Origin of the sequence: Methanoculleus horonobensis, assembly GCF_001602375.1 — an archaeon.
In the GTDB taxonomy this organism is placed as follows: Archaea; Halobacteriota; Methanomicrobia; order Methanomicrobiales; family Methanoculleaceae; genus Methanoculleus; species Methanoculleus horonobensis.
Map to the genome: position 1 here is coordinate 441,716 of NZ_BCNY01000014.1, position 16,863 is coordinate 458,578.

Genomic DNA, 16,863 nt, shown 5'->3' on the forward strand with positions numbered 1-16,863 from the left:
CGGTGCGGTTCACCGGGAAGAGAGCGGGAGTGCCGGAACCGCCTCTCACTCGGGGTTCTCCTGCATCCCCCGTATCGCGAGCCGGATCAGGCCGAGGTTGGCATCCGGCTTTGCAAGGATGCAGAGAGAGAGATCGCCGTAGGGTGCGATGATGAGTTTCCCTGTCGGTGTCTCGAGGTTCATCTGGGAGAGATCGCCCATCTCCATATCGCCGGTGATGCGGGTGCCGGCACGGAGCAGGTCTTCGGCGACCGCAGCCACCTGCTCGAAGTCCGCGGAGCCGAGCGACTGAAGGGCAAACCCCTCGTGGAAGACCGAGACCGCAACGACGCCCGGCTGCCGCGCTATCTGGTCGAGGCAACTCGTCTCCACCGACCCAATCCGGGAAGAAGGCTCTGCATCGCCCTCGGTGAGCAGGCACCCGGCCTCACGGGAGGCTTCCCGGGCTGCCTCGGTCTCCCCGGCGGTGTAGGCGATGAGTTCGGCATTGAGCGACGGCCGGTCAAGCAGGTATCTGTAAGATTCGTCTCCACTGAGCAGCAAACCTTTGCTGCTGTTCTCGAACGCGGCTGCATATGGCTTCCCGGTCTGAACCAGGACGAACCCGGTTCCTCCGGGCTCGCTGACACGCAACGCTCCGGTGAAGTGAGGGCTGATTGACGCAAGGGCCGAGAGAGGCCCCTGCAGTCGTCCAAGTGAGATGCCGTCGGGTAGCATCGTCTCACAGAGCAGCAGTTATCCGATCCCTGTTCTTCTTCAGTTCGTAGCGGATTCTCCCGACATTAACGTTCGCGTTCGCCACGATGGCGATCAGCTCGTCTTCCGAGAGCGGGGAGAGCAGGATGGGCCCGTTCTCCAGTTCGATGAGCATCTGGCTCATCTCGCCCTTCCCGAGTTCGTCGCTCATGGCTTCGGACGTACCCATACCTGTCGACGCCATCGCGCCCAGGGCCTCGACGTCCACGTCCCCGGCAACGACGCTCTCGATCACAAAGCCGTCCCGCCCCGCCACGACTGCGGCGGTAACCCCGTCAAGTTTCAGGAATTCTCCCAGGATCTGTTTAAGCATGTTTTATCTCCTATGTTCTCCGAACGCACTCGATCTTCATGGGCATTCTCCCGATCGCGTGTGTCGCGCACGAGATACAGGGGTCATACGCCCTGATGATCATCTCGATGCGGTTTGCTGCCCCCTCGGTCAGCGCTCCGTTCTCCACCACCCGGCGTGCCATATCCTCCACGCCGCGGTCCATCCCGTAGTTGTTCTGGCAGGTCGCCACGATCAGGTTGCACCGCTCGATGATGCCGTTCTCATCGACGGTATAGTCGTGGATCAGAGTGCCCCGGGGTGCCTCGATGATCCCGACGCCCCGGCGGTTCACGACTCCTCCCACCGGCGTCCGGATGCTTGAAGCGGTGACGCCCGGGTCGGAGAGCAACTGGACGGCCTGCTCGCACGAGGCGATGAACTCGATGTAGCGCGCCAGATTGTATGCGAGCGTGGCCTGGGTGACGGTGCCGAAACGCTCGCGGTACTCCGCGAGAGCGGCGTCCGCGTGCTCCGTGCCCATCTTCTGCACGATGTTGAGCCGGGCGAGCGGCCCGACCCGGTAGTAGTTTCCGCCTTTGAACCGGGCGAACTTCAGGTACGACCAGTCCTCCGAGTACTCCTCGATGAAGTTCGTGTAGTCCTGGCCCGAGAACGAACCGAGCTGGCCTCCGTCCGGCCCGAGCATCATAGCAGGCCCTTCATAGGTCGAGTAGACCCCGTTGTTGACCATGCCGAGGAATCCGGTCTTTACTGCTCCGAGCTCCATATCGACGCCGTCGAGAAGGCCGCGAGCGATCTCCCATCCCTCACGCGCGATCCCGAGAGCCTCGTTCGCCATGGTCACCAGCTCGGTTCTCTTTCCTTCCGTGAGCGGTGCCGACATCCCGCCGGGCAGCGCGTTCGACGGGTGGATGGGTTTGCCGCCGACCGCCTCCGTCAGGCGCTGGCCGAACTTCCTGACCGCGATCGCCTTCTTTGCGAGATCCGGCGAGTGGCGGGCAAGCCCGATGACGTTTCTGCTCTCCGCAGGTGCGTCGTGGCCCAGGATGAAGTCCGGAGCCGCGAGCATGAAGAAGTGGAGAGCGTGCGAGTGGATGAACTGCCCGATGCTCAGGAGTTCCCGGAGTTTCTTTCCGTTCGCGGGCGGTTCGACGCCGAAGATCTGGTCGGTCGCCTTCGCTGCAGCCAGGTGGTGTGCCGAGGGGCATATCCCGCATATGCGGGGCGTGATTCGGGGTGCCTCCTCGATTGAAGCGCCGATAAGGAACTTCTCGAACCCCCTCAGTTCTACGACCTGGAAGTGGGCCGAGTCGACCTGTCCCTGATCGTTGAGGTTGATCCTGACGCCGGCATGACCCTCGATCCGGGTCACCGGGTTGATCGTGATCTCTTTCATCTGCTCCTCTCCTTTACCAGATCCCGGATCTTTGAGTTCTCCTTGTCCTCCATGATCAGGCTCCCGATGGTGAAGGCATACATCGTGTGTGCGACGTCGTAGAGTTCCTTCTCCACCTCTTTCTGCGGCTTATCGGTGAGATCTGAGATTCTTCGCGCCATCATGCCGTAGATATCCCGGCAGGGCTCGCGAAGGATATCGAGCGAGGGGCCGTTGCACCCGTGGCATGGGATGTTGTTTTTGGGGCACGATGCGCCGCATCTCCCGAAGGTGACGCTCCCGAGGCAGAGGTAGCCCTGTCCGAGCAGGCAGTGTTCGCGATCGGGAATACCCTCGTGCCGACGCTTGAGCGTCCAGTTCTCGACCGTCCCCATCTTCCTGTCGCATTCCGAACAGACGGACTTGCGCGAGAGTTCGAGGGTGTCTCCCGCGACCATTGCCGGGATGATCTGTTTCAAGAACGCCTCTTTCGGCGGGCAGCCCGTGACGTAGTAATCGATCTTCACGAGGTCGCCCACCGCGAACGCCCGGTAGAGGAACGGCGGCACGTCCGTTGGGATGACCCCGTCGGGCTTCGTCGTCTCCACCTCCCGGTAGACGCAGGAGAAGAGATCCTCGTTCGAACTCAGCATCGAGAGACCCGATACGCCCCCGTAGCAGGCGCAGGTTCCGAGTGCGACAAGGGTCTTCGACCGCTTCCGGATCTTCTCCAGACGCTCGCGGTTCTCTTCGTTCCGGACGGCTCCCGTCACGAACGCGATATCGATACCCTCAGGAGGCTCCTTGACATCCATGATCACCGGGGAGTAGACGATCTCCGCTTCCGCGACGATATCGAGGAGCATCTCGTGAAGGTCAAGCACCGCGATCGTGCATCCCGAACATCCTGCCAGTTCTTCAATAGCAATCTTCATCGTCCTCGCCTCATTTCAGAACCAGTTTCTTCAGGCAGGCGTTCGGGCCGGTGTGAACGATCTCCAGTTTGGCTTTCCTGCCGGTGATCTCCTCGACCGCGCCGACGACGTACCCGAAGAGCGTCTGACAGAGCGGGCCGCCCTGGTCGAGACCATTGCGACGGAGCGTCTGGCGGACGATGCAGTCGTGGAAGACGAGGTAGATGAACGTCTCGCCGTTCTCCTCGATGATGAACGTCTCCTTGTCCTCGGGCTTCCAGACCTCGAACGAGTACTGGCCCCGGAGCAGGTCGGAGAGTTCATGAAGCGCCCCTTCCACGTCCTCGCGCTTCTGGAAGTACTGGGCGACCTCGTGGCCGAACTTCTTTCCGGCACGGTAGGTGACTGCGTTCGCTCCACGGCCGGCGATCTCCTCAAGCGACCTGATAACGAGGCCGTTGAGTTTCATCACGCCGTGAAGCGTATGTTCCATCTCTCTTGGCTTGGGCGAACACTCGAGGGGAATATCCTCGGAACGGTAGACGAGATCGGAGTGAAAAGCCTCGTGCATCTCATCGATATATCCAGCGCTCATCAAATCACCTTCCGAAGCATTTCACAAACCTTGATGTCGATGTAGTGTCTCCGGGCGGCGTAGATGCCGCGGTGCTCGAGTGCCTGGGCCGGGCAGATCTCATGGCAGGAAAGGCATCCCATGCAGTTGTTCGGCCTGACCGCGACACTCACGTTGTTCTGGAGTTCGTACACATCCATCGGGCAGTCTTTGACACAAAGACCGCACCCGACGCACGCGTCCTTATCCACATGTATCTCCATTGCGAGCCTCAGAAGGTGATTAACACTTCCTGCTATTAAAAGTATATAGTTTGTTCGCTAAAAGGATCCATCCCGGAAAAGAATATTTCGGATTTTGGTTCGTTTCGTTCCGCTTGCCGGTTGTACAGGGCCTTTTAGCTCTCATGCAGAAAATATTCGTGCGGCTGGAGCCGGCACCGGCGAACTCTGCCTTGTGCTTGCACGGGTCACTACCTGTGCTGTTCATGCGAAGACCGGGTAGAAAAAGGCGGTAATGGGTGTGATAGGCCTTAGCGGCCAGAACGATCACGCTTTTGCACGGAAGAGGGCGCGGGCGAGCCGGTCGACGAAGCTCTCCCTGGACGGCCGTGTCTCTTCCTCGGTATACTCAATCCCGGCTACGTCGGCAGAAAGACGCTTGAAGGCACGGGATGCGCTGGACGTCGGGAACTTCACCACGATCGGCGATCTTCCGGCCGATGCGCGGCGGATGTTCGGGTCTTCCGGTATGATCCCGAGCACCCGGACCCCGAGGAGTTTCTCCATCTGTGTGCTGTTGAAGTCGTTTCCGGTTGCCGTGACCCGGTTGATGATCGCCCCTTCGACGTGCCCGCCGACGGTCTCGGTCAGGATCTTTGTCTTTAAGGAGTCGACGATCGAGGAGATCTCGGGGTTTACCACGAGAATTACCCCATCGGCGATCGTCAGCGGGATGACGCCGTCCTTGCTGATCCCTGCAGGAGCATCCAGGATCAGGATGTCGAACTCGCTCACAAGGTCGGTCATAATGTCCTTGAGCCGGTCGGGGTTCGACTGCTGGAAGCCCTGCAGGGAGAGACCGCACGGGACGACCTTCACGCCGAACGGCCCGTCATAGATGGCGTCCCGGACGCGTGCTTTGCCTGCCAGCACCTCGTGCAGGGTCACCGGGAGGTTTTCAAGACCGAGGACGAGCCCGAGATTCGCCATTCCGACGTCGGCATCGAGGATGCACGTCTTCTTTCCGAATTGGGCAAGCATCGGACCCAGATTTGCTGTGACCGTCGTTTTGCCGGTACCGCCCTTACCGGACGCAATCGTGTATACTTTTACCATGTAATCACTCGCTATTTTGATCTTTCCGATCTTACACCCAGTGCTGCAGGGTTTCCCGGATATCCTGTTCGAGTGCGTTCGTCTGTTCGCCGGAGAGATGCTCCGAAGGGTGGGCGATGCCGACCACCGTCTCCCCGCGGTAGGAGACTCCAAGGAGTTCCATCCCTTCCTCGCCGTACGGTCTTCCCTGTGAGTAGAGGTGACTGTATCGTGCGGCCTCGTCCTCGCTGCCGGGCTTCGTCGAGCCGATCAGAAGACCGTCCGCGGTCGCCAGCGTCAGGGATGCAAGGCTGTATTTTTCGCTGATTGCACCGAGCGTCTCCTCAAGGCTCCCCATCTTCGCGGGCTCGATTGGCCTCAAAGGAGGCGTGGAGACGGGCGCGGCCGGATCGGGAGCCGGGGGCTCCACCGGCGTTACCGAAACCTGTGAGGCGCCTTGCCCTTTGAGTGCCCGGGAGATCTCCGCAAGGTAGTACGTAATGCCGGCAAAACCGGCTACCGTTATTAATGTGAGGAGGATGAGGAAAAACTGGATAATGCCTGTTGAATCCATTCTGTTACCAGCTCCTGAAGTTTAGGTCTCTTTGTCCTTGATGAGGTGGTCGAGGTGAATCTTCTTGAGCATGTCCTTGCAGTTTACTTTGAAACTGCTGACCAGTTGCTCGACGTCCATCTCTTCCATGTTCTGGACGAGCGTGTCGAGTTCGTCACCTCCTGATGGAGACGCCTCGGCCGTCCCCTGCGCGGGTTTCACTCCCGGCATGGGAATTCGATGCACTTCTGCGGTCGGTGCCGGACGACGCCTGGAGGAAGAGGTTCCACCGGCACTCTTCGGTGCTGTGGGTGGCGTAGCCCCTCCCGGAGCACTTCTCCCCGCCGATGGCCGGCCCGATCGTTCGGGCTTTCCCACCGCAAACAGGGGGTTGAACTCCAGAGCGAGCCGTACCTGCTCCGGCGTCAGAAGGTTCAGTTCAGCCGCCACCTCGTTCTCTTCGTCCTCCAGCACCGTGTCCAGTACGTGCTGCCCTTTCATGCCCCCATATTCGGCAAGCACAACCTGACCATCGTTCAACACCAGAGTAGCGCTCTCGCTGCCGAGGACAATCGTGCATATCCCGCTAAACTGTTCCGAGACAAACTCATCCATCAGGGCACGGGTTGTCGTGGACTTGATTAGACGATGAAACCGACCGCGTGGCAGTTGCATTCAGACAGATTTAGCTCTGTGGTATAAGATAAACCTTGTTATTTATACCCCTCGTGAGGGAGCCGAATACGCAATAATTGGGGTGGTATGGCGACGTCTATCTATGATTGCTCCCTGGAGCACCGATCCGCTCCCGGAGGATGGTGAGGATCTCCTGCTCGGCAACACGGATCCCCTCTTCAACCTCCTGGTCGATATCCTTGCTGAACGCCTGAATTTCGCCCACTTCAATCCCGACGGTCACGATCTCTCCGGCGTATCCGAGTTCCCGGGCAATCGTCACCACCTCTCCGATCCCGATGTCGTGGAGCGCGTATACCGGAAGATCCCACGACGGCGGGACTTCAAAGGTACGGACTTCTCCGATGCGGTCGCCGATACCTGTCATCGCATCGACGATCACCACCATCTCGTAGTCTTCCATCAGCGGGATCAGGCCAAACCCGCCGGTGCCGCCGTCGATCGCATCCACCCCGGGCAATCTCCCGTCAAAGCGGCGCATCACCGCGATCCCCGCCCCGTCGTTGCCCATGAAGGGGTTTCCGCACCCGATGATACATACCCGGTTCTTCTGCATGGTACCTACCGGTTATATCCGGCAAGGTACAAAATGGTACTGGAAATTCCCTGACCGTGAACTGCCGTTCCGGGAGCGGGATGTGAGGCGCATGATCCACATCGTACCAAAACCGACCGATACGCCGGACGACAACTCGACCGGCGCTGTTATGCGGGAACTGGAGAGAGCCGACGCCCGATACGGGGTTCTCAAACTCGGTGAACTCGACCCCCTCGATTCCGGGCTTGAGAACGAACTGATATGGGTCTGCGGTATCCGGCAGGACGGGCACCAGTTCGAGACCTTAAACGTGCTCTCGCTCCATAACCGGGTGATCAATACACCCGAGAGCATCGTTGCCTGCGCATCCAAGGTGATGACGACGGGACTCCTTCTGGCAAACAATGTGAGGACGCCGGATACGTCCTACACGCAGTCGGAGGAGCAGGCACGGGAGTTTCTCCGGCGCCACGGAAAAGTCGTCTACAAACCGCTCTACGGGTATGATGGAAACGGCATCCGGCTCGTGACGGAGTCCGGGGAACTCGGGCCGGGGCCCTGGTACCTGCAGGAGTACGTGAAGAACGACCGGGACTTTCGCATCTTCGTCCTCGGCGGGGAGGCCGTCGGCGCGATAGCCCGCATCTCCGATACCCTGATGCACAACATTCACCAGGGCGGGACCGGGATGCCGGTCGCGATCGACGAGGAGATGCGCGCCGTCGCCGAGGCGGCGGCGGCGGCGATCGGGATCGACTACTGCGGCGTCGATCTCCTTCGTGACCGGGAAGGCTACACCGTTCTCGAGGTGAACGGGACGCCGAACTGGCACTGTATGGCGGCACCCATCCCGAAGCTGCTCGCCCGATATCTCATCGAGCGCGAGCGCGAGATGCGTGCCTGAAGGAGAGGGGGGAGCGGAGGGCCTTGGGCCCTGCGTAACGTTCTTACTGGAGATACTCTATCTCTTTTAAGGTCTTCTCGGCAAGTTCCTTCATCCGGGCGGAGATCCGGCCGGATGACGAGAACTCCACGTCCTTCATGGCGTTGGCAAGTTCCGTGCCGAGCACGAATATTGCATACTTGTGTTCCATCTTGCTCTTATGCACCTGAGAAGGGTCTATCTTCAATGCGTAATATTGCGAAAATTTTAACTCCGGGTTCTGCAACTCAAAAAAGTCTTTAATCTCAGTAAGAATCCCATGTAAGGCTATCAACTCTTCCTTGTGCATATTCTCTCCCAGAGATAAAAATGGTGGATGTAAATATATATAAATTTGCACCCGGGATAACCGTCACCCTATCTTTATGAGCCTGATGGAGAGCGGACGCTTTATTATACCCTTAAAGTCCCGGGCAGCCACGAACTCGATGTCTCTCCCTCCAAACTGATCGAGGAGTTTCTGGTCGATGATACGATCGACGACAACCCCCTCGACGTCGCCGTTCAGGTTCTGGAGTGCGCCTTCGACGTCGGTTGCGTTGGATTCCAGGAGGACGGTGTAATCCGGTGAGAGGAACCGCGCAATTTTCTTGTCCCGGACGTCGGCCATGTGTTCCCCGAGCGTCGAGGCGGGCTTTGCGTCCCATTCACGGCGCGGCGACCGCTCGCCATTGCCCGCACCGGCGGGAGTCCGTGCCTCGGCGGGGGCCGTATACGCAGGCAGCCGCCCGACGTTCTCCTCGGAGGAGGGCTGGTCGATGATCCCCACCGCAGGCACTTTGTTCCGGAGCGCCTTGACGATCTCCTTGCGGCTCATCTCCTCGACGCTCTTCCCCCGCGGGCTGTAGGCCACGAAGTCGATCTCGGCGACCTGGAGAAGTTCGCGGAGGATCAACTCGCCGCCCCGATCGCCGTCGAGCAGGGTCGTCGCGGTCTTCTGCGAACAGAGGTCGATGATGATGCGCGGGACGTTGGTCCCCTCGACCGCAACGGCGTTCTTGATCCCGTAGCGCAGCAGGTTGATGACGTCGGCCCGTCCTTCGACGATGATGATGGCGTCGGAGTCCACGACGTTCGGCCCCGCGTGTACCTTCTCTTCGCCGAGGTACTCGAGTTTCTCGATCCGGATGGCTTCCCTGACCTCGTCGAGCAGATCGTCGCTGTTGATGGAGCCTTCATCGAAGTCCTCGAGGAGGAGTTCTTTGGCACGCTCGACGATCTTGCGCCGCTTGGTCACCCGGATGTCCTCGATGCGGTCGACCTTCACGCGTGCCGTGCACGGCCCGACCCGGTCGATCGTCTCGAGCGACGAGGCGAGGAGCGCGGTCTCCGCCCGGTCGAGTGAAGACGAGATGAGTATCTCGCCTTTTGTCTCTCCTCGTTTCGTGGTGATCTGGACATCGATCCGGCCGACGCGGCCGGTTCTCTGTAAATCGCGCAGGTCGAGGTCTTCGCCGAGCAACCCTTCGGTCTGGCCGAAGATGGCGCCCACTACGTCGGGTTTATCGACCACCCCCTCGATCTGCAGGATAAGATGAATGAGATACTTTGTGGTATCCGGTGAATACATGGAGTCTTGCCTCCTTTTGTATGGATAAATCTGATCGCCGCAACCGCACGGGTTTTGATCTGCGCGGACGTACGGGTTAATCATATATCTAGGGTGAAATTACTTAAATCAGATGGCGGTCTTGACGCAAGACTTTTTAAAGGATAAATCTAAAATTATGGCTCCGGGGAACAGCGTTTTGAAATCTCCTGTCGTATAACTCTTTTGGGGCAAAAGTCGCTATCTCCGGGGAGTCTTGGGTTCCCTGTCCGCGTGATATCAGGTTCCGGCGCCGTTCAGGCACGCGAGAGCATGAGATCTCGATACGCCGGCGATTGCCACGGTCTTTGAGGATGACGTGTGTCCGGCGATGATCTCCACGTCGGCGCGGGGGACATTGAACGTCTCCGCGAGGAGATCGGTGATGGCACGGTTGGCTTTTCCGCCGACGGCGGGGGCCGCTATCTGGCACTTGATGCTTTTGCGCCACTCGTTGTAGCCTGCTGGAAACGCGGAGCGCTTTGCACCCGCCGTGACGTCGAGCGTGATGGTCACCCCGTGCGGGGTTTCGGCGACGGCATCGGCGTAGGTGTTCATGAGAAAAGTCCTCTTGAAAGGGATGTCGCCCGACACTAACGATCGGTGTTCACAGGCGGCTTGTGCCGATCCTCACCCGATCGAACCCATATGCCGGGCGTGCCTGTCGCGCACCTGGGTTGTCCCGCGGATCATTTCCGGGCGTCTCGCCAGATGATCACCCGGGGACCTATAAGGTGCGCTTTATCGGCTCTGTATTATTTATTTTCCGGGGATAAATATCCTTGCCCGGGGCACCACGCTCCGTGTGCCTCCCGGAGGTCGCCGTGGGCGTAGGCCCGCGTTCCCCCGACGATCACCTCCTCCGGGAAGACCGCATCGAGCCCCTCGAACGGCGACCAGCCGCACTTCGCGTGGAGGCGCGAGGCGTCGATCCGGGTGATCTCGTCCGGATAGAGGGCGTAGTCCGCCCGGTCGCCCGGCTCGAATCCCGCGCGCGGGATGCCGAGGATGGCGGCGGGTCTCCACGACGTCTTCTCGATCACCGAGGCAAGGGTGATCCGCCCTCGCTGCACCGCCGCCACGAGAAGCGGCACCATCGTCTCGACCCCGGGGATGCCGGAGGGCGCGGTCTCGAAGGGCGCCTGCTTCTCCTGAACCGTGTGCGGGGCGTGGTCCGAGGCGACGACGTCTATCCTCTCCCAGCACGACCATAGTTCACGCCGGGTCTTCTCGTCCCGGAGGGGGGGGTTCACCCGGGCCCGGGTCTCGTCGTCCTCGAAGTTCTCGCGCGAGAGGAAGAGGTGGTGCGGCGTTGCCTCCACCGTGCCGCGCGCGGCCCTGACCGAGGCGGCGGTGCTCGCGTGGCAGAAGTGGAGCCGCAGCCCTGCCGGGGCGAGGCCGACGACCTTCTGCACGGCGCGGGCCTCCCCCTCGCCCGACCGGGCGCGGTCGTGGTCGGCGAGCGTCGCCGGCGCCTGGCCGCCGACCTCCTCGGCGTGGACGGTCACGACCCCCCCGAGTGCGCGGATGCGGGCAAACAACCCTCTGAGCGTCTCCGCATCCAGCCCCTCGCCGTAACTCGACGGAGCGGCGAAGGTCTCCCCGAAGGCCATCGCGCCGGCTTCCCACATCCCGGCGAGATCGGCCTCCGGCACGACGCCCGCGTTCACCGCGAACCCACATACGGCCTGCTCCTCCGCCTCGCGGATGCGCGCCCGGAGGAGTTCGGGCGTGGTGATGGGCGGGACGGTGTTCGGCTGGTCGACGACGACCGTCACCCCCCCGGCGACCGCGCTCGTCGTCCCCGTCCGCCAGTCTTCCTTCCCGGCCTGCGCCCCGCCCCGCATGTGGACGTGCATATCGACCGCACCCGGAAGGCAGGTGTAGCCGGTGCAGTCGATCGTCTCGCCGGCACGCACCGCCGCGCCGACGTGCCGGACGATACCGTCGGCGACGGCGATATCGGCGCGCCTCCCTGTCGGGAGCGTCACGTTTCGGAGCAGCAGGTCGGCGTTCATCGGCAGCATGCCTCCAGGTCGTGCCGGGTCGCGGAGTGGACCTCGACCATGCACGCGGGGTGGTAGCGCGTCTTCGACTCGCGGAGCCCGGCGACGCCCATGTCGCACTCCCGGTTGACGTAGCGGTAGCGGTCACTGAGCCCGGCCGCCGTCCCGGTCGTGATCACCTTGTAGATGTCGCGATAGGTCTCGGGAAGCGCTTTTTCGAAGTGGACGACCGCCATCGATGCGTTGACCGGCCCGACGACCGATATCGCACCGATGGTGCCGCCGATCCTGACGATCCAGCCCTCGAGGCCGATGGTGAAGAAGTTGTTCACAGCAAAGAGGATGGCGTCTTTCTCGGCGGCGAGGATGGGTTCGGCGTCGCAGTCCCGCCACTCACACCAGACGACCAGGAACTCCCAGACCTCTTCGATGTTCTCCTCGGTGATCTTCTCGACCGTATACTGGTATTCCCGGCCGAACCGGTTGACCTGGCGGCGGATGGTGGCATAGTCCTTCCCGGCGAGTTCGGCGAGGTCTTCGGTCCGGTAGACGTAGTCGAAGAAGTCCCGGTTCTCGTGCAGCGGGAGGTCCGGGTAGGTCTCCCGGAGCCACGCTTCGCTTGCCGGGTCGAGAACCCGCAGCGGTATCTCGCCGCCCTCCCGGAGCGCGAGGTCGATGACGTCCTCGAGGAGAGCCGGGTTTCTCGGGCCGATCGGCATGCGAAACGCCGTCACGCCGTCGATGGTGCTCGAGAGGACGATCGAACCTTCGACCTCTACGAAACGGTAGTCTGCGTAGTGGTTCCAGCAGACCATGTTCGCGAACGTGTTGTCGCTGTGCACCTGGGGGAACTGCCGGTAATGCCTGGAGAAGATGTCGCGATCGTCCAGGCTCACGGGCTTGAAATCGGCCGGTTTCAGCATCTTTCACCTCCTATCCGGGTACCACCGCATGGGTGTGTGCCCCTCCATCCTCTTAAAGCCGAGCGCGGTGTAGAACGGCTCGGTTCCGGGTTCGGCGACGAGGGCGACCCAGGCGACACCTGCAGACGTACAGTAATCGAGGAGCGTAGATAATATCATCGTTCCGATGCCCCGGCCGCGGTATCCGGGGAGGACGACCAGATCCTGGACGTAGCCGTCCGAGACCCCGTCCGAGATCACCCTGCCCATGCCGACGGATCTGCCGGTCGCCCGGTCGACGGCGACGGCGAAGGCGAAACTTCCCGCGATGAGGGCGGCAAGGTCGGCGGGATCCCATCGCTCGTTCCACCAGCCGCCCGCCCGGTAAAGGTCGGCGATCGTCTCGACGTCCCAGACGTTCACGAGGCGCACCTCGAGTTCCGCCTCCTCCGTCATCGTCTCATGCCTCTCCATAAGAGTGCTCACGGCGTTTATCGTATATGACAGGCGCGGGTCTCACCCGGCCGGTGGGAAAAAAAATTGTCGTGCCCTTTCAGCAGACACGCGGAACCGGGTCGCCGACCGGCGGTTCTATGAAACGCTCTCCGCCGATGGCGGTTCGCATTATCACGTTGGTGCCTTCGACGACCTCGCCGACGATCGCGGCGTCACGCCCGTAGGGATGACTCCGGAGCGCCGCGAGGACGGCCTCTGCCTCCTCGGGTGCGACCCCCATGACGACCTTGCCCTCGTTCGCCACCTCGAGCGGGTCGAGACCGAGCATCCCGGCGGCGCTCCGGACGCTCGCCCGGAAGGGGAGGGCCTCCTCCTCGATGACGACACCGACGCCGCTCTTACTCGCCATCTCGTTGATGGCGTTTGCAAACCCGCCTCTCGTCGGATCTTTCATGGCGTGGATATTCCCGGCCGCGAGCGCCTTCTCGACGAGCGGCCAGAGGGGGGCGACGTCGGACTTGATCTGGCCGCCGAAGTCGAACCCTTCGCGGTGGGCCATGATGGCGATGCCGTGGTCGCCGATGGTGCCGCTGACGATGATTTTATCGCCGACGGCAAGGCCGTTGTCCCGCACCACCCGCTCGGCGACGCCGATCCCGGCGGTGTTGACGACGATGGTGTCAAGCGCGCTCCGCTCGAGGACTTTTGTGTCCCCCGTGACGAGGTTTGCCCCGCACTCCCCGAGTGCTGCGTCCATCGACGCGACGATCCGTTCGAGGTCGGCGACCTCGAAGCCTTCGGGGATGACCATGCCGCACGAGAGGGCGATCGGCCGCCCGCCCATCATCGCGAGGTCGTTGATGGTTCCGCAGACGGCGATGCGCCCGATATCCCCGCCGGGGAAGAAGATCGGCGAGACTACGTGGTTGTCGGTCGTGAAGACGATGTTCTGGCCGTTCAGTGGGATGACTGCGCCGTCGTCCAGCGATTCGAGCCCGATCCCGCCGGCATTGTTGTGCTTGAGGTTGGTGATGACGCGCAGGAGCTCGCCCATCACCTCGCCGCCGGCACCGTGCATGAGGTTGACTTTCATTCTTCGTCCACTTCTATCTCGATGTTGGTTACTACGATTTCCATTCCTGCAACGATCTCCGGGAGTTTTCCGCACCGGGGGCAGACGAACCGTTCGTCCCCTTCGTAGCCGCAGGAGCAGCGGGTGCGTGCTTCGGCTTCCCGGCACGAGAGTTGTGCCCCCGAAAAGAGCGGGTCGTCCTCGATGATGACGTTGAAGAGGAACTCCACCTGTTCGGGGTTCACCATCGCCAGTTTGCCGACATCCACACTGACACACTTCACCTCTTTTGCGTCGTTCTCGATCGCGGCCCGGCGGGCGGTCGTGTAGATGTCGTAGGCGATGCTGTACTCGTGCATTACTCCTCCATCGCGGCGTAAACCTGCCTGAAGACCTCGCGGGTCTCAAGCCCCTCCTCTCTGCTGAGGCGCTGGATGGCAAACCCGACGTGGACGAGGACGAACTCCCCGACCTTCACGTCGACGAGGTCGAGCCTGACCTCCTGCTGCAGGTCGCCGAAGTCGACGACGCCGATGTTGCCCTCTTTTATCTCGAGTACCTCAGCGGGCATTGCAATACACATGACCTCTCTTCCTCTCCTGTTATTTTGTTCCGTTGTCAAAAAAGGTTGACCATGCTGCACGGAGGAACCCGGAAGCGACCGCATCGACCGGCGCGGTTCGGGCTTCCTCCGTAATCAGGTACGTATAGATCGGTTCGGGCGGGTAAAAAAGATATGTTTGTCTCCGGTTCCGGTCGGTGCAGGGGCTCCGGGCGGGGCCGACCGTGGTGCGCCGGCCCCGGTGCCGCCGGCCCGTGCCCTTCTGTGTTTGTGCCTGGGAGCGTAATGTTATGGGGGTACTGTATCTGCTTATTCCCGCCTGTCCCTGTGCAATGGACTGTGGTGGCCTGCGCACCGCGGGTGCTAGATCCTGAATCGAAACTTTTCGGTCTTCTCGTGCTCCTGCCCCCGCACCTCGCACCTCCGGTGCTCGAACTCCGGCCTTCCGGCCCGCCGCATTCCCATGGAACGTCGTTCCTACCGGTGCTCCAGCTCCGTTCGCACCGATCGGTGCTCATGCTCCGGCCCCGAAAACGCTTCGCGTTTTCTCATGCTCCTGCCGTTCCGGCAGTCGCATCCTTCAGCCCGTCGCATCCGAAACACCCCCTCCACCTCCGCCCGGGGGAGATCCTCCCCCCTGACCCGCATCCGCCAGCGGTGCGTCCGGACCGAGACCGGGACAAGCGGCGAAAAGAGTTCCGCCGTCTCGGCCTCGGTGAAGTAGTGGGTGATGATGCCCTCGCCCCGCCGGAACGTCCACGGCTCCGGCTCCGTCCCTTTCCCGGCGCGCATGTCTTCGACGGAGAAACCCCGGAAGAAGAGCGTTCCGCCGGGCCTGAGCACCCGGACGGCCTCGGCGGCTATGGCCGTTCTCCCCTGTGCGGGGAGGTGGCCGGCGACGTGTACCAGGAAGACCGCGTCGAACGCCGCACCCCAAAACGGCAGGTGCCGGGCGTCGGCTACGGCGAGACCGATCTCCGCCGTCCCCGGGCGGCGCCGGGCGAGGGCGACGGCCTCGGGAGAGATATCGACCGCGGTCACGCACGAGGATCGCCGGGCGATAGCCTCGAGGGTCTTGCCGTTTCCGCAGCCGACCTCGAGGACGGCGGCATCGGCGGGGAGATCCGGGAGCGGCGCCGGGGCTCCTCCCCAGAGGTTTCCCCGCCTCCGGTAGTCCTCGTCCCAGGGGGATGGATGGGCTGTCACTGATCAGTGGGTCGGCGCCGCTCCCGGATAATCATTCGCGCCGGCCGAGATCCTTCTGTCGCACGAACCGGAGCGATGCCGAGTTCATGCAGTAGCGTGTATGGGTCGGCGGCGGCCCGTCGTCGAAGACGTGGCCCAGGTGGGCGTCGCATCGCCGGCAGAGCACCTCCGTCCGGTTCATGGAGAACTGCGTGTCGGGTTCCGTCCTGATGTTCCGGCCGGAGACCGGTTTTGAGAAACTCGGCCAGCCCGTCCCCGACTCAAACTTCGTCTCCGAGGAGAAGAGGTGGTTGCCGCAGCAGACGCAGACGTACAGGCCATCCTCCTTGCAGTCCCAGTACCTCCCGGTGAAGGCCGGTTCCGTGCCCGCCTTCCGGGCGACGGAGAACGCTTCCTGCGTCAGCCGGCGTTGCCACTCCTCGTCGGACATGACGACCCTCTCGACCTCTTCCACCTTCCCGGTCACGGCGTTGCAGACCGTCACCGTCCCGGCAGTTTCCCCAGTCACCCTGTTCATCGTCCCGGCCCTTGTCCGGAGAGCAGATAAACCGTTCCCCGTTCCGGATACGGTTTCGCATCCGTTATATATCCGCCGGTCGATGAACCATCATGAAGAAACACTCTCTTCTCGGAAGGAGCCTCGTAACGCTTATCCTCCTCGGCTGCCTCTTCGGTGCTGCCGTCACGGCTGGCTGCATGGGGAACTCCGCCGAGCCGGAACCGGAAGACCCGACCCCGGAGGCGACACCTGGTGCTTACACCACCTATTCTCCCGCCGGGCCGAAACCGTCGTTCTCGGCCAGCGTCACCACGCCCGAGAAGCATATGCGCACCGACGGATCCTGCTACTGGATCGTGACGGGAACGGTGACCAACGACGGTGACGGGCCCGCAAGAAACGCCGTCATCCGGTTCATGCTCATCGACGACGAGAGCAATATGATCCGGGCGACCGAGACCGTTCTCGCTCCCCGGTTCCAGGCAGGGGAGACGAAGATATTCACCGTCAACGCGTTCCCCGGGGACTGTGACCGGCAGTATCACGCTGATATCGACATAACGCACGACATCCCGTAAGGCCGTGGGCAAGCGTTATCCGGGATACGGGTTT

The 16,863-nt window shown here is 61.9% G+C and carries 23 protein-coding genes; 2 read left to right on the forward strand and 21 right to left on the reverse strand.

The features are described 5' to 3' along the window. Positions 1-45: 45 nt before the first annotated feature. From MCUHO_RS07245 to MCUHO_RS07290, 10 genes are all read right to left on the reverse strand, one after another. On the reverse strand, positions 46-717 hold the full coding sequence (locus MCUHO_RS07245; protein ID WP_067075877.1) for a roadblock/LC7 domain-containing protein: 672 nt from the start codon (positions 715-717) through the stop codon (positions 46-48). 4 nt (positions 718-721) lie between these two features. Then, positions 722-1,069 carry a roadblock/LC7 domain-containing protein gene (locus MCUHO_RS07250; protein WP_067075881.1) on the reverse strand — a complete coding sequence of 116 codons (348 nt, stop codon included), beginning with the start codon at positions 1,067-1,069 and terminating at the stop codon, positions 722-724. 10 nt (positions 1,070-1,079) lie between these two features. Continuing rightward, positions 1,080-2,447: a Ni/Fe hydrogenase subunit alpha gene (locus MCUHO_RS07255; RefSeq protein ID WP_067075884.1), complete on the reverse strand. Its 1,368-nt coding sequence runs from the start codon at positions 2,445-2,447 to the stop codon at positions 1,080-1,082. Further along, positions 2,444-3,361, reverse strand: a complete 918-nt coding sequence (locus MCUHO_RS07260) for an NADH-quinone oxidoreductase subunit B family protein (RefSeq protein ID WP_067075887.1) — start codon at positions 3,359-3,361, stop codon at positions 2,444-2,446. Before MCUHO_RS07260 ends, MCUHO_RS07255 begins: the two co-directional genes overlap by 4 nt. A gap of 10 nt (positions 3,362-3,371) precedes the next feature. Then, positions 3,372-3,935: a hydrocarbon binding protein (contains V4R domain) gene (locus tag MCUHO_RS07265; protein WP_067075890.1), complete on the reverse strand. Its 564-nt coding sequence runs from the start codon at positions 3,933-3,935 to the stop codon at positions 3,372-3,374. Beyond that, positions 3,935-4,177 carry a 4Fe-4S dicluster domain-containing protein gene (locus MCUHO_RS07270; protein ID WP_067075893.1) on the reverse strand — a complete coding sequence of 81 codons (243 nt, stop codon included), beginning with the start codon at positions 4,175-4,177 and terminating at the stop codon, positions 3,935-3,937. The genes MCUHO_RS07265 and MCUHO_RS07270 overlap by 1 nt, the downstream gene beginning before the upstream one ends. A gap of 285 nt (positions 4,178-4,462) precedes the next feature. Next, the gene (gene minD / locus MCUHO_RS07275; protein ID WP_067075896.1) at positions 4,463-5,251 is read right to left on the reverse strand and encodes a cell division ATPase MinD; all 789 of its coding nucleotides are present in this window, start codon (positions 5,249-5,251) and stop codon (positions 4,463-4,465) included. 31 nt (positions 5,252-5,282) lie between these two features. Beyond that, a complete protein-coding gene (locus MCUHO_RS07280) occupies positions 5,283-5,804 on the reverse strand; it encodes a hypothetical protein (protein ID WP_067075899.1) in 522 nt (173 codons plus the stop codon). Between the two features lie 21 nt (positions 5,805-5,825). Beyond that, positions 5,826-6,398, reverse strand: coding sequence for a hypothetical protein (locus tag MCUHO_RS07285; protein WP_235808198.1), 573 nt, complete (start codon positions 6,396-6,398; stop codon positions 5,826-5,828). 157 nt (positions 6,399-6,555) lie between these two features. Continuing rightward, positions 6,556-7,035, reverse strand: a complete 480-nt coding sequence (locus MCUHO_RS07290; protein ID WP_067075905.1) for a hydrogenase maturation protease — start codon at positions 7,033-7,035, stop codon at positions 6,556-6,558. A gap of 91 nt (positions 7,036-7,126) precedes the next feature. On the opposite strand from MCUHO_RS07290, the gene MCUHO_RS07295 reads away from it, so the two are divergent. Next, positions 7,127-7,921 (forward strand): ATP-grasp domain-containing protein, encoded by a 795-nt coding sequence (locus MCUHO_RS07295; RefSeq protein ID WP_067075908.1) that lies wholly within the window; start codon positions 7,127-7,129, stop codon positions 7,919-7,921. 43 nt (positions 7,922-7,964) lie between these two features. On the opposite strand, the gene MCUHO_RS07300 is transcribed toward MCUHO_RS07295, so the two are convergent. From MCUHO_RS07300 to msrB, 11 genes are all read right to left on the reverse strand, one after another. Then, positions 7,965-8,249: a UPF0058 family protein gene (locus MCUHO_RS07300; protein ID WP_048112360.1), complete on the reverse strand. Its 285-nt coding sequence runs from the start codon at positions 8,247-8,249 to the stop codon at positions 7,965-7,967. A 63-nt stretch (positions 8,250-8,312) separates the two neighbouring features. Beyond that, on the reverse strand, positions 8,313-9,530 hold the full coding sequence (gene dnaG, locus MCUHO_RS07305; RefSeq protein ID WP_067075911.1) for a DNA primase DnaG: 1,218 nt from the start codon (positions 9,528-9,530) through the stop codon (positions 8,313-8,315). Between the two features lie 258 nt (positions 9,531-9,788). After that, positions 9,789-10,106: a DUF167 domain-containing protein gene (locus MCUHO_RS07310; protein ID WP_067076242.1), complete on the reverse strand. Its 318-nt coding sequence runs from the start codon at positions 10,104-10,106 to the stop codon at positions 9,789-9,791. A gap of 197 nt (positions 10,107-10,303) precedes the next feature. Further along, complete coding sequence (gene pyrC / locus MCUHO_RS07315; protein WP_067076255.1) at positions 10,304-11,566, reverse strand: dihydroorotase; 1,263 nt, start codon at positions 11,564-11,566, stop codon at positions 10,304-10,306. Further along, positions 11,563-12,477 (reverse strand): DUF2156 domain-containing protein, encoded by a 915-nt coding sequence (locus MCUHO_RS07320; RefSeq protein ID WP_067075914.1) that lies wholly within the window; start codon positions 12,475-12,477, stop codon positions 11,563-11,565. Before MCUHO_RS07320 ends, pyrC begins: the two co-directional genes overlap by 4 nt. A gap of 3 nt (positions 12,478-12,480) precedes the next feature. Further along, positions 12,481-12,930, reverse strand: a complete 450-nt coding sequence (locus MCUHO_RS07325) for a GNAT family N-acetyltransferase (RefSeq protein ID WP_394328824.1) — start codon at positions 12,928-12,930, stop codon at positions 12,481-12,483. A gap of 79 nt (positions 12,931-13,009) precedes the next feature. Then, positions 13,010-14,005 (reverse strand): hydrogenase expression/formation protein HypE, encoded by a 996-nt coding sequence (gene hypE / locus MCUHO_RS07330; RefSeq protein ID WP_067075917.1) that lies wholly within the window; start codon positions 14,003-14,005, stop codon positions 13,010-13,012. Next, positions 14,002-14,343 (reverse strand): hydrogenase maturation nickel metallochaperone HypA/HybF, encoded by a 342-nt coding sequence (locus MCUHO_RS07335; RefSeq protein ID WP_067075921.1) that lies wholly within the window; start codon positions 14,341-14,343, stop codon positions 14,002-14,004. The genes hypE and MCUHO_RS07335 overlap by 4 nt, the downstream gene beginning before the upstream one ends. Beyond that, positions 14,343-14,567, reverse strand: a complete 225-nt coding sequence (locus MCUHO_RS07340) for a HypC/HybG/HupF family hydrogenase formation chaperone (RefSeq protein ID WP_011843868.1) — start codon at positions 14,565-14,567, stop codon at positions 14,343-14,345. The genes MCUHO_RS07335 and MCUHO_RS07340 overlap by 1 nt, the downstream gene beginning before the upstream one ends. Before the next feature lie 456 nt (positions 14,568-15,023). Beyond that, complete coding sequence (locus MCUHO_RS07345) at positions 15,024-15,752, reverse strand: class I SAM-dependent methyltransferase (RefSeq protein ID WP_235808200.1); 729 nt, start codon at positions 15,750-15,752, stop codon at positions 15,024-15,026. A gap of 31 nt (positions 15,753-15,783) precedes the next feature. Then, complete coding sequence (gene msrB, locus MCUHO_RS07350; RefSeq protein WP_067075925.1) at positions 15,784-16,269, reverse strand: peptide-methionine (R)-S-oxide reductase MsrB; 486 nt, start codon at positions 16,267-16,269, stop codon at positions 15,784-15,786. 92 nt (positions 16,270-16,361) lie between these two features. Here msrB and MCUHO_RS07355 point away from each other — a divergent pair, with 92 nt between their 5' ends. Further along, entirely contained in the window at positions 16,362-16,829 is a 468-nt protein-coding gene (locus MCUHO_RS07355) for an FxLYD domain-containing protein (RefSeq protein WP_067075928.1), read from the forward strand. Positions 16,830-16,863: the final 34 nt, after the last annotated feature.

Bases quoted from the DNA above. Each gene is read 5' to 3' on its own strand.
- dnaG (WP_067075911.1), bottom strand. From the start codon at position 9,530: ATGTATTCACCGGATACCACAAAGTATCTCATTCATCTTATCCTGCAG.
- MCUHO_RS07290 (WP_067075905.1), bottom strand. From the start codon at position 7,035: ATGCAGAAGAACCGGGTATGTATCATCGGGTGCGGAAACCCCTTCATG.
- MCUHO_RS07270 (WP_067075893.1), bottom strand. From the start codon at position 4,177: ATGGAGATACATGTGGATAAGGACGCGTGCGTCGGGTGCGGTCTTTGT.
- MCUHO_RS07265 (WP_067075890.1), bottom strand. From the start codon at position 3,935: ATGAGCGCTGGATATATCGATGAGATGCACGAGGCTTTTCACTCCGAT.
- MCUHO_RS07335 (WP_067075921.1), bottom strand. From the start codon at position 14,343: ATGCACGAGTACAGCATCGCCTACGACATCTACACGACCGCCCGCCGG.
- MCUHO_RS07320 (WP_067075914.1), bottom strand. From the start codon at position 12,477: ATGCTGAAACCGGCCGATTTCAAGCCCGTGAGCCTGGACGATCGCGAC.
- MCUHO_RS07285 (WP_235808198.1), bottom strand. From the start codon at position 6,398: ATGGATGAGTTTGTCTCGGAACAGTTTAGCGGGATATGCACGATTGTC.
- pyrC (WP_067076255.1), bottom strand. From the start codon at position 11,566: ATGAACGCCGACCTGCTGCTCCGAAACGTGACGCTCCCGACAGGGAGG.
- MCUHO_RS07325 (WP_394328824.1), bottom strand. From the start codon at position 12,930: ATGGAGAGGCATGAGACGATGACGGAGGAGGCGGAACTCGAGGTGCGC.
- MCUHO_RS07340 (WP_011843868.1), bottom strand. From the start codon at position 14,567: ATGTGTATTGCAATGCCCGCTGAGGTACTCGAGATAAAAGAGGGCAAC.
- MCUHO_RS07355 (WP_067075928.1), top strand. From the start codon at position 16,362: ATGAAGAAACACTCTCTTCTCGGAAGGAGCCTCGTAACGCTTATCCTC.
- MCUHO_RS07245 (WP_067075877.1), bottom strand. From the start codon at position 717: ATGCTACCCGACGGCATCTCACTTGGACGACTGCAGGGGCCTCTCTCG.
- MCUHO_RS07310 (WP_067076242.1), bottom strand. From the start codon at position 10,106: ATGAACACCTACGCCGATGCCGTCGCCGAAACCCCGCACGGGGTGACC.
- MCUHO_RS07250 (WP_067075881.1), bottom strand. From the start codon at position 1,069: ATGCTTAAACAGATCCTGGGAGAATTCCTGAAACTTGACGGGGTTACC.
- MCUHO_RS07295 (WP_067075908.1), top strand. From the start codon at position 7,127: ATGATCCACATCGTACCAAAACCGACCGATACGCCGGACGACAACTCG.
- MCUHO_RS07260 (WP_067075887.1), bottom strand. From the start codon at position 3,361: ATGAAGATTGCTATTGAAGAACTGGCAGGATGTTCGGGATGCACGATC.
- minD (WP_067075896.1), bottom strand. From the start codon at position 5,251: ATGGTAAAAGTATACACGATTGCGTCCGGTAAGGGCGGTACCGGCAAA.
- hypE (WP_067075917.1), bottom strand. From the start codon at position 14,005: ATGAAAGTCAACCTCATGCACGGTGCCGGCGGCGAGGTGATGGGCGAG.
- MCUHO_RS07255 (WP_067075884.1), bottom strand. From the start codon at position 2,447: ATGAAAGAGATCACGATCAACCCGGTGACCCGGATCGAGGGTCATGCC.
- MCUHO_RS07280 (WP_067075899.1), bottom strand. From the start codon at position 5,804: ATGGATTCAACAGGCATTATCCAGTTTTTCCTCATCCTCCTCACATTA.
- msrB (WP_067075925.1), bottom strand. From the start codon at position 16,269: ATGAACAGGGTGACTGGGGAAACTGCCGGGACGGTGACGGTCTGCAAC.
- MCUHO_RS07300 (WP_048112360.1), bottom strand. From the start codon at position 8,249: ATGCACAAGGAAGAGTTGATAGCCTTACATGGGATTCTTACTGAGATT.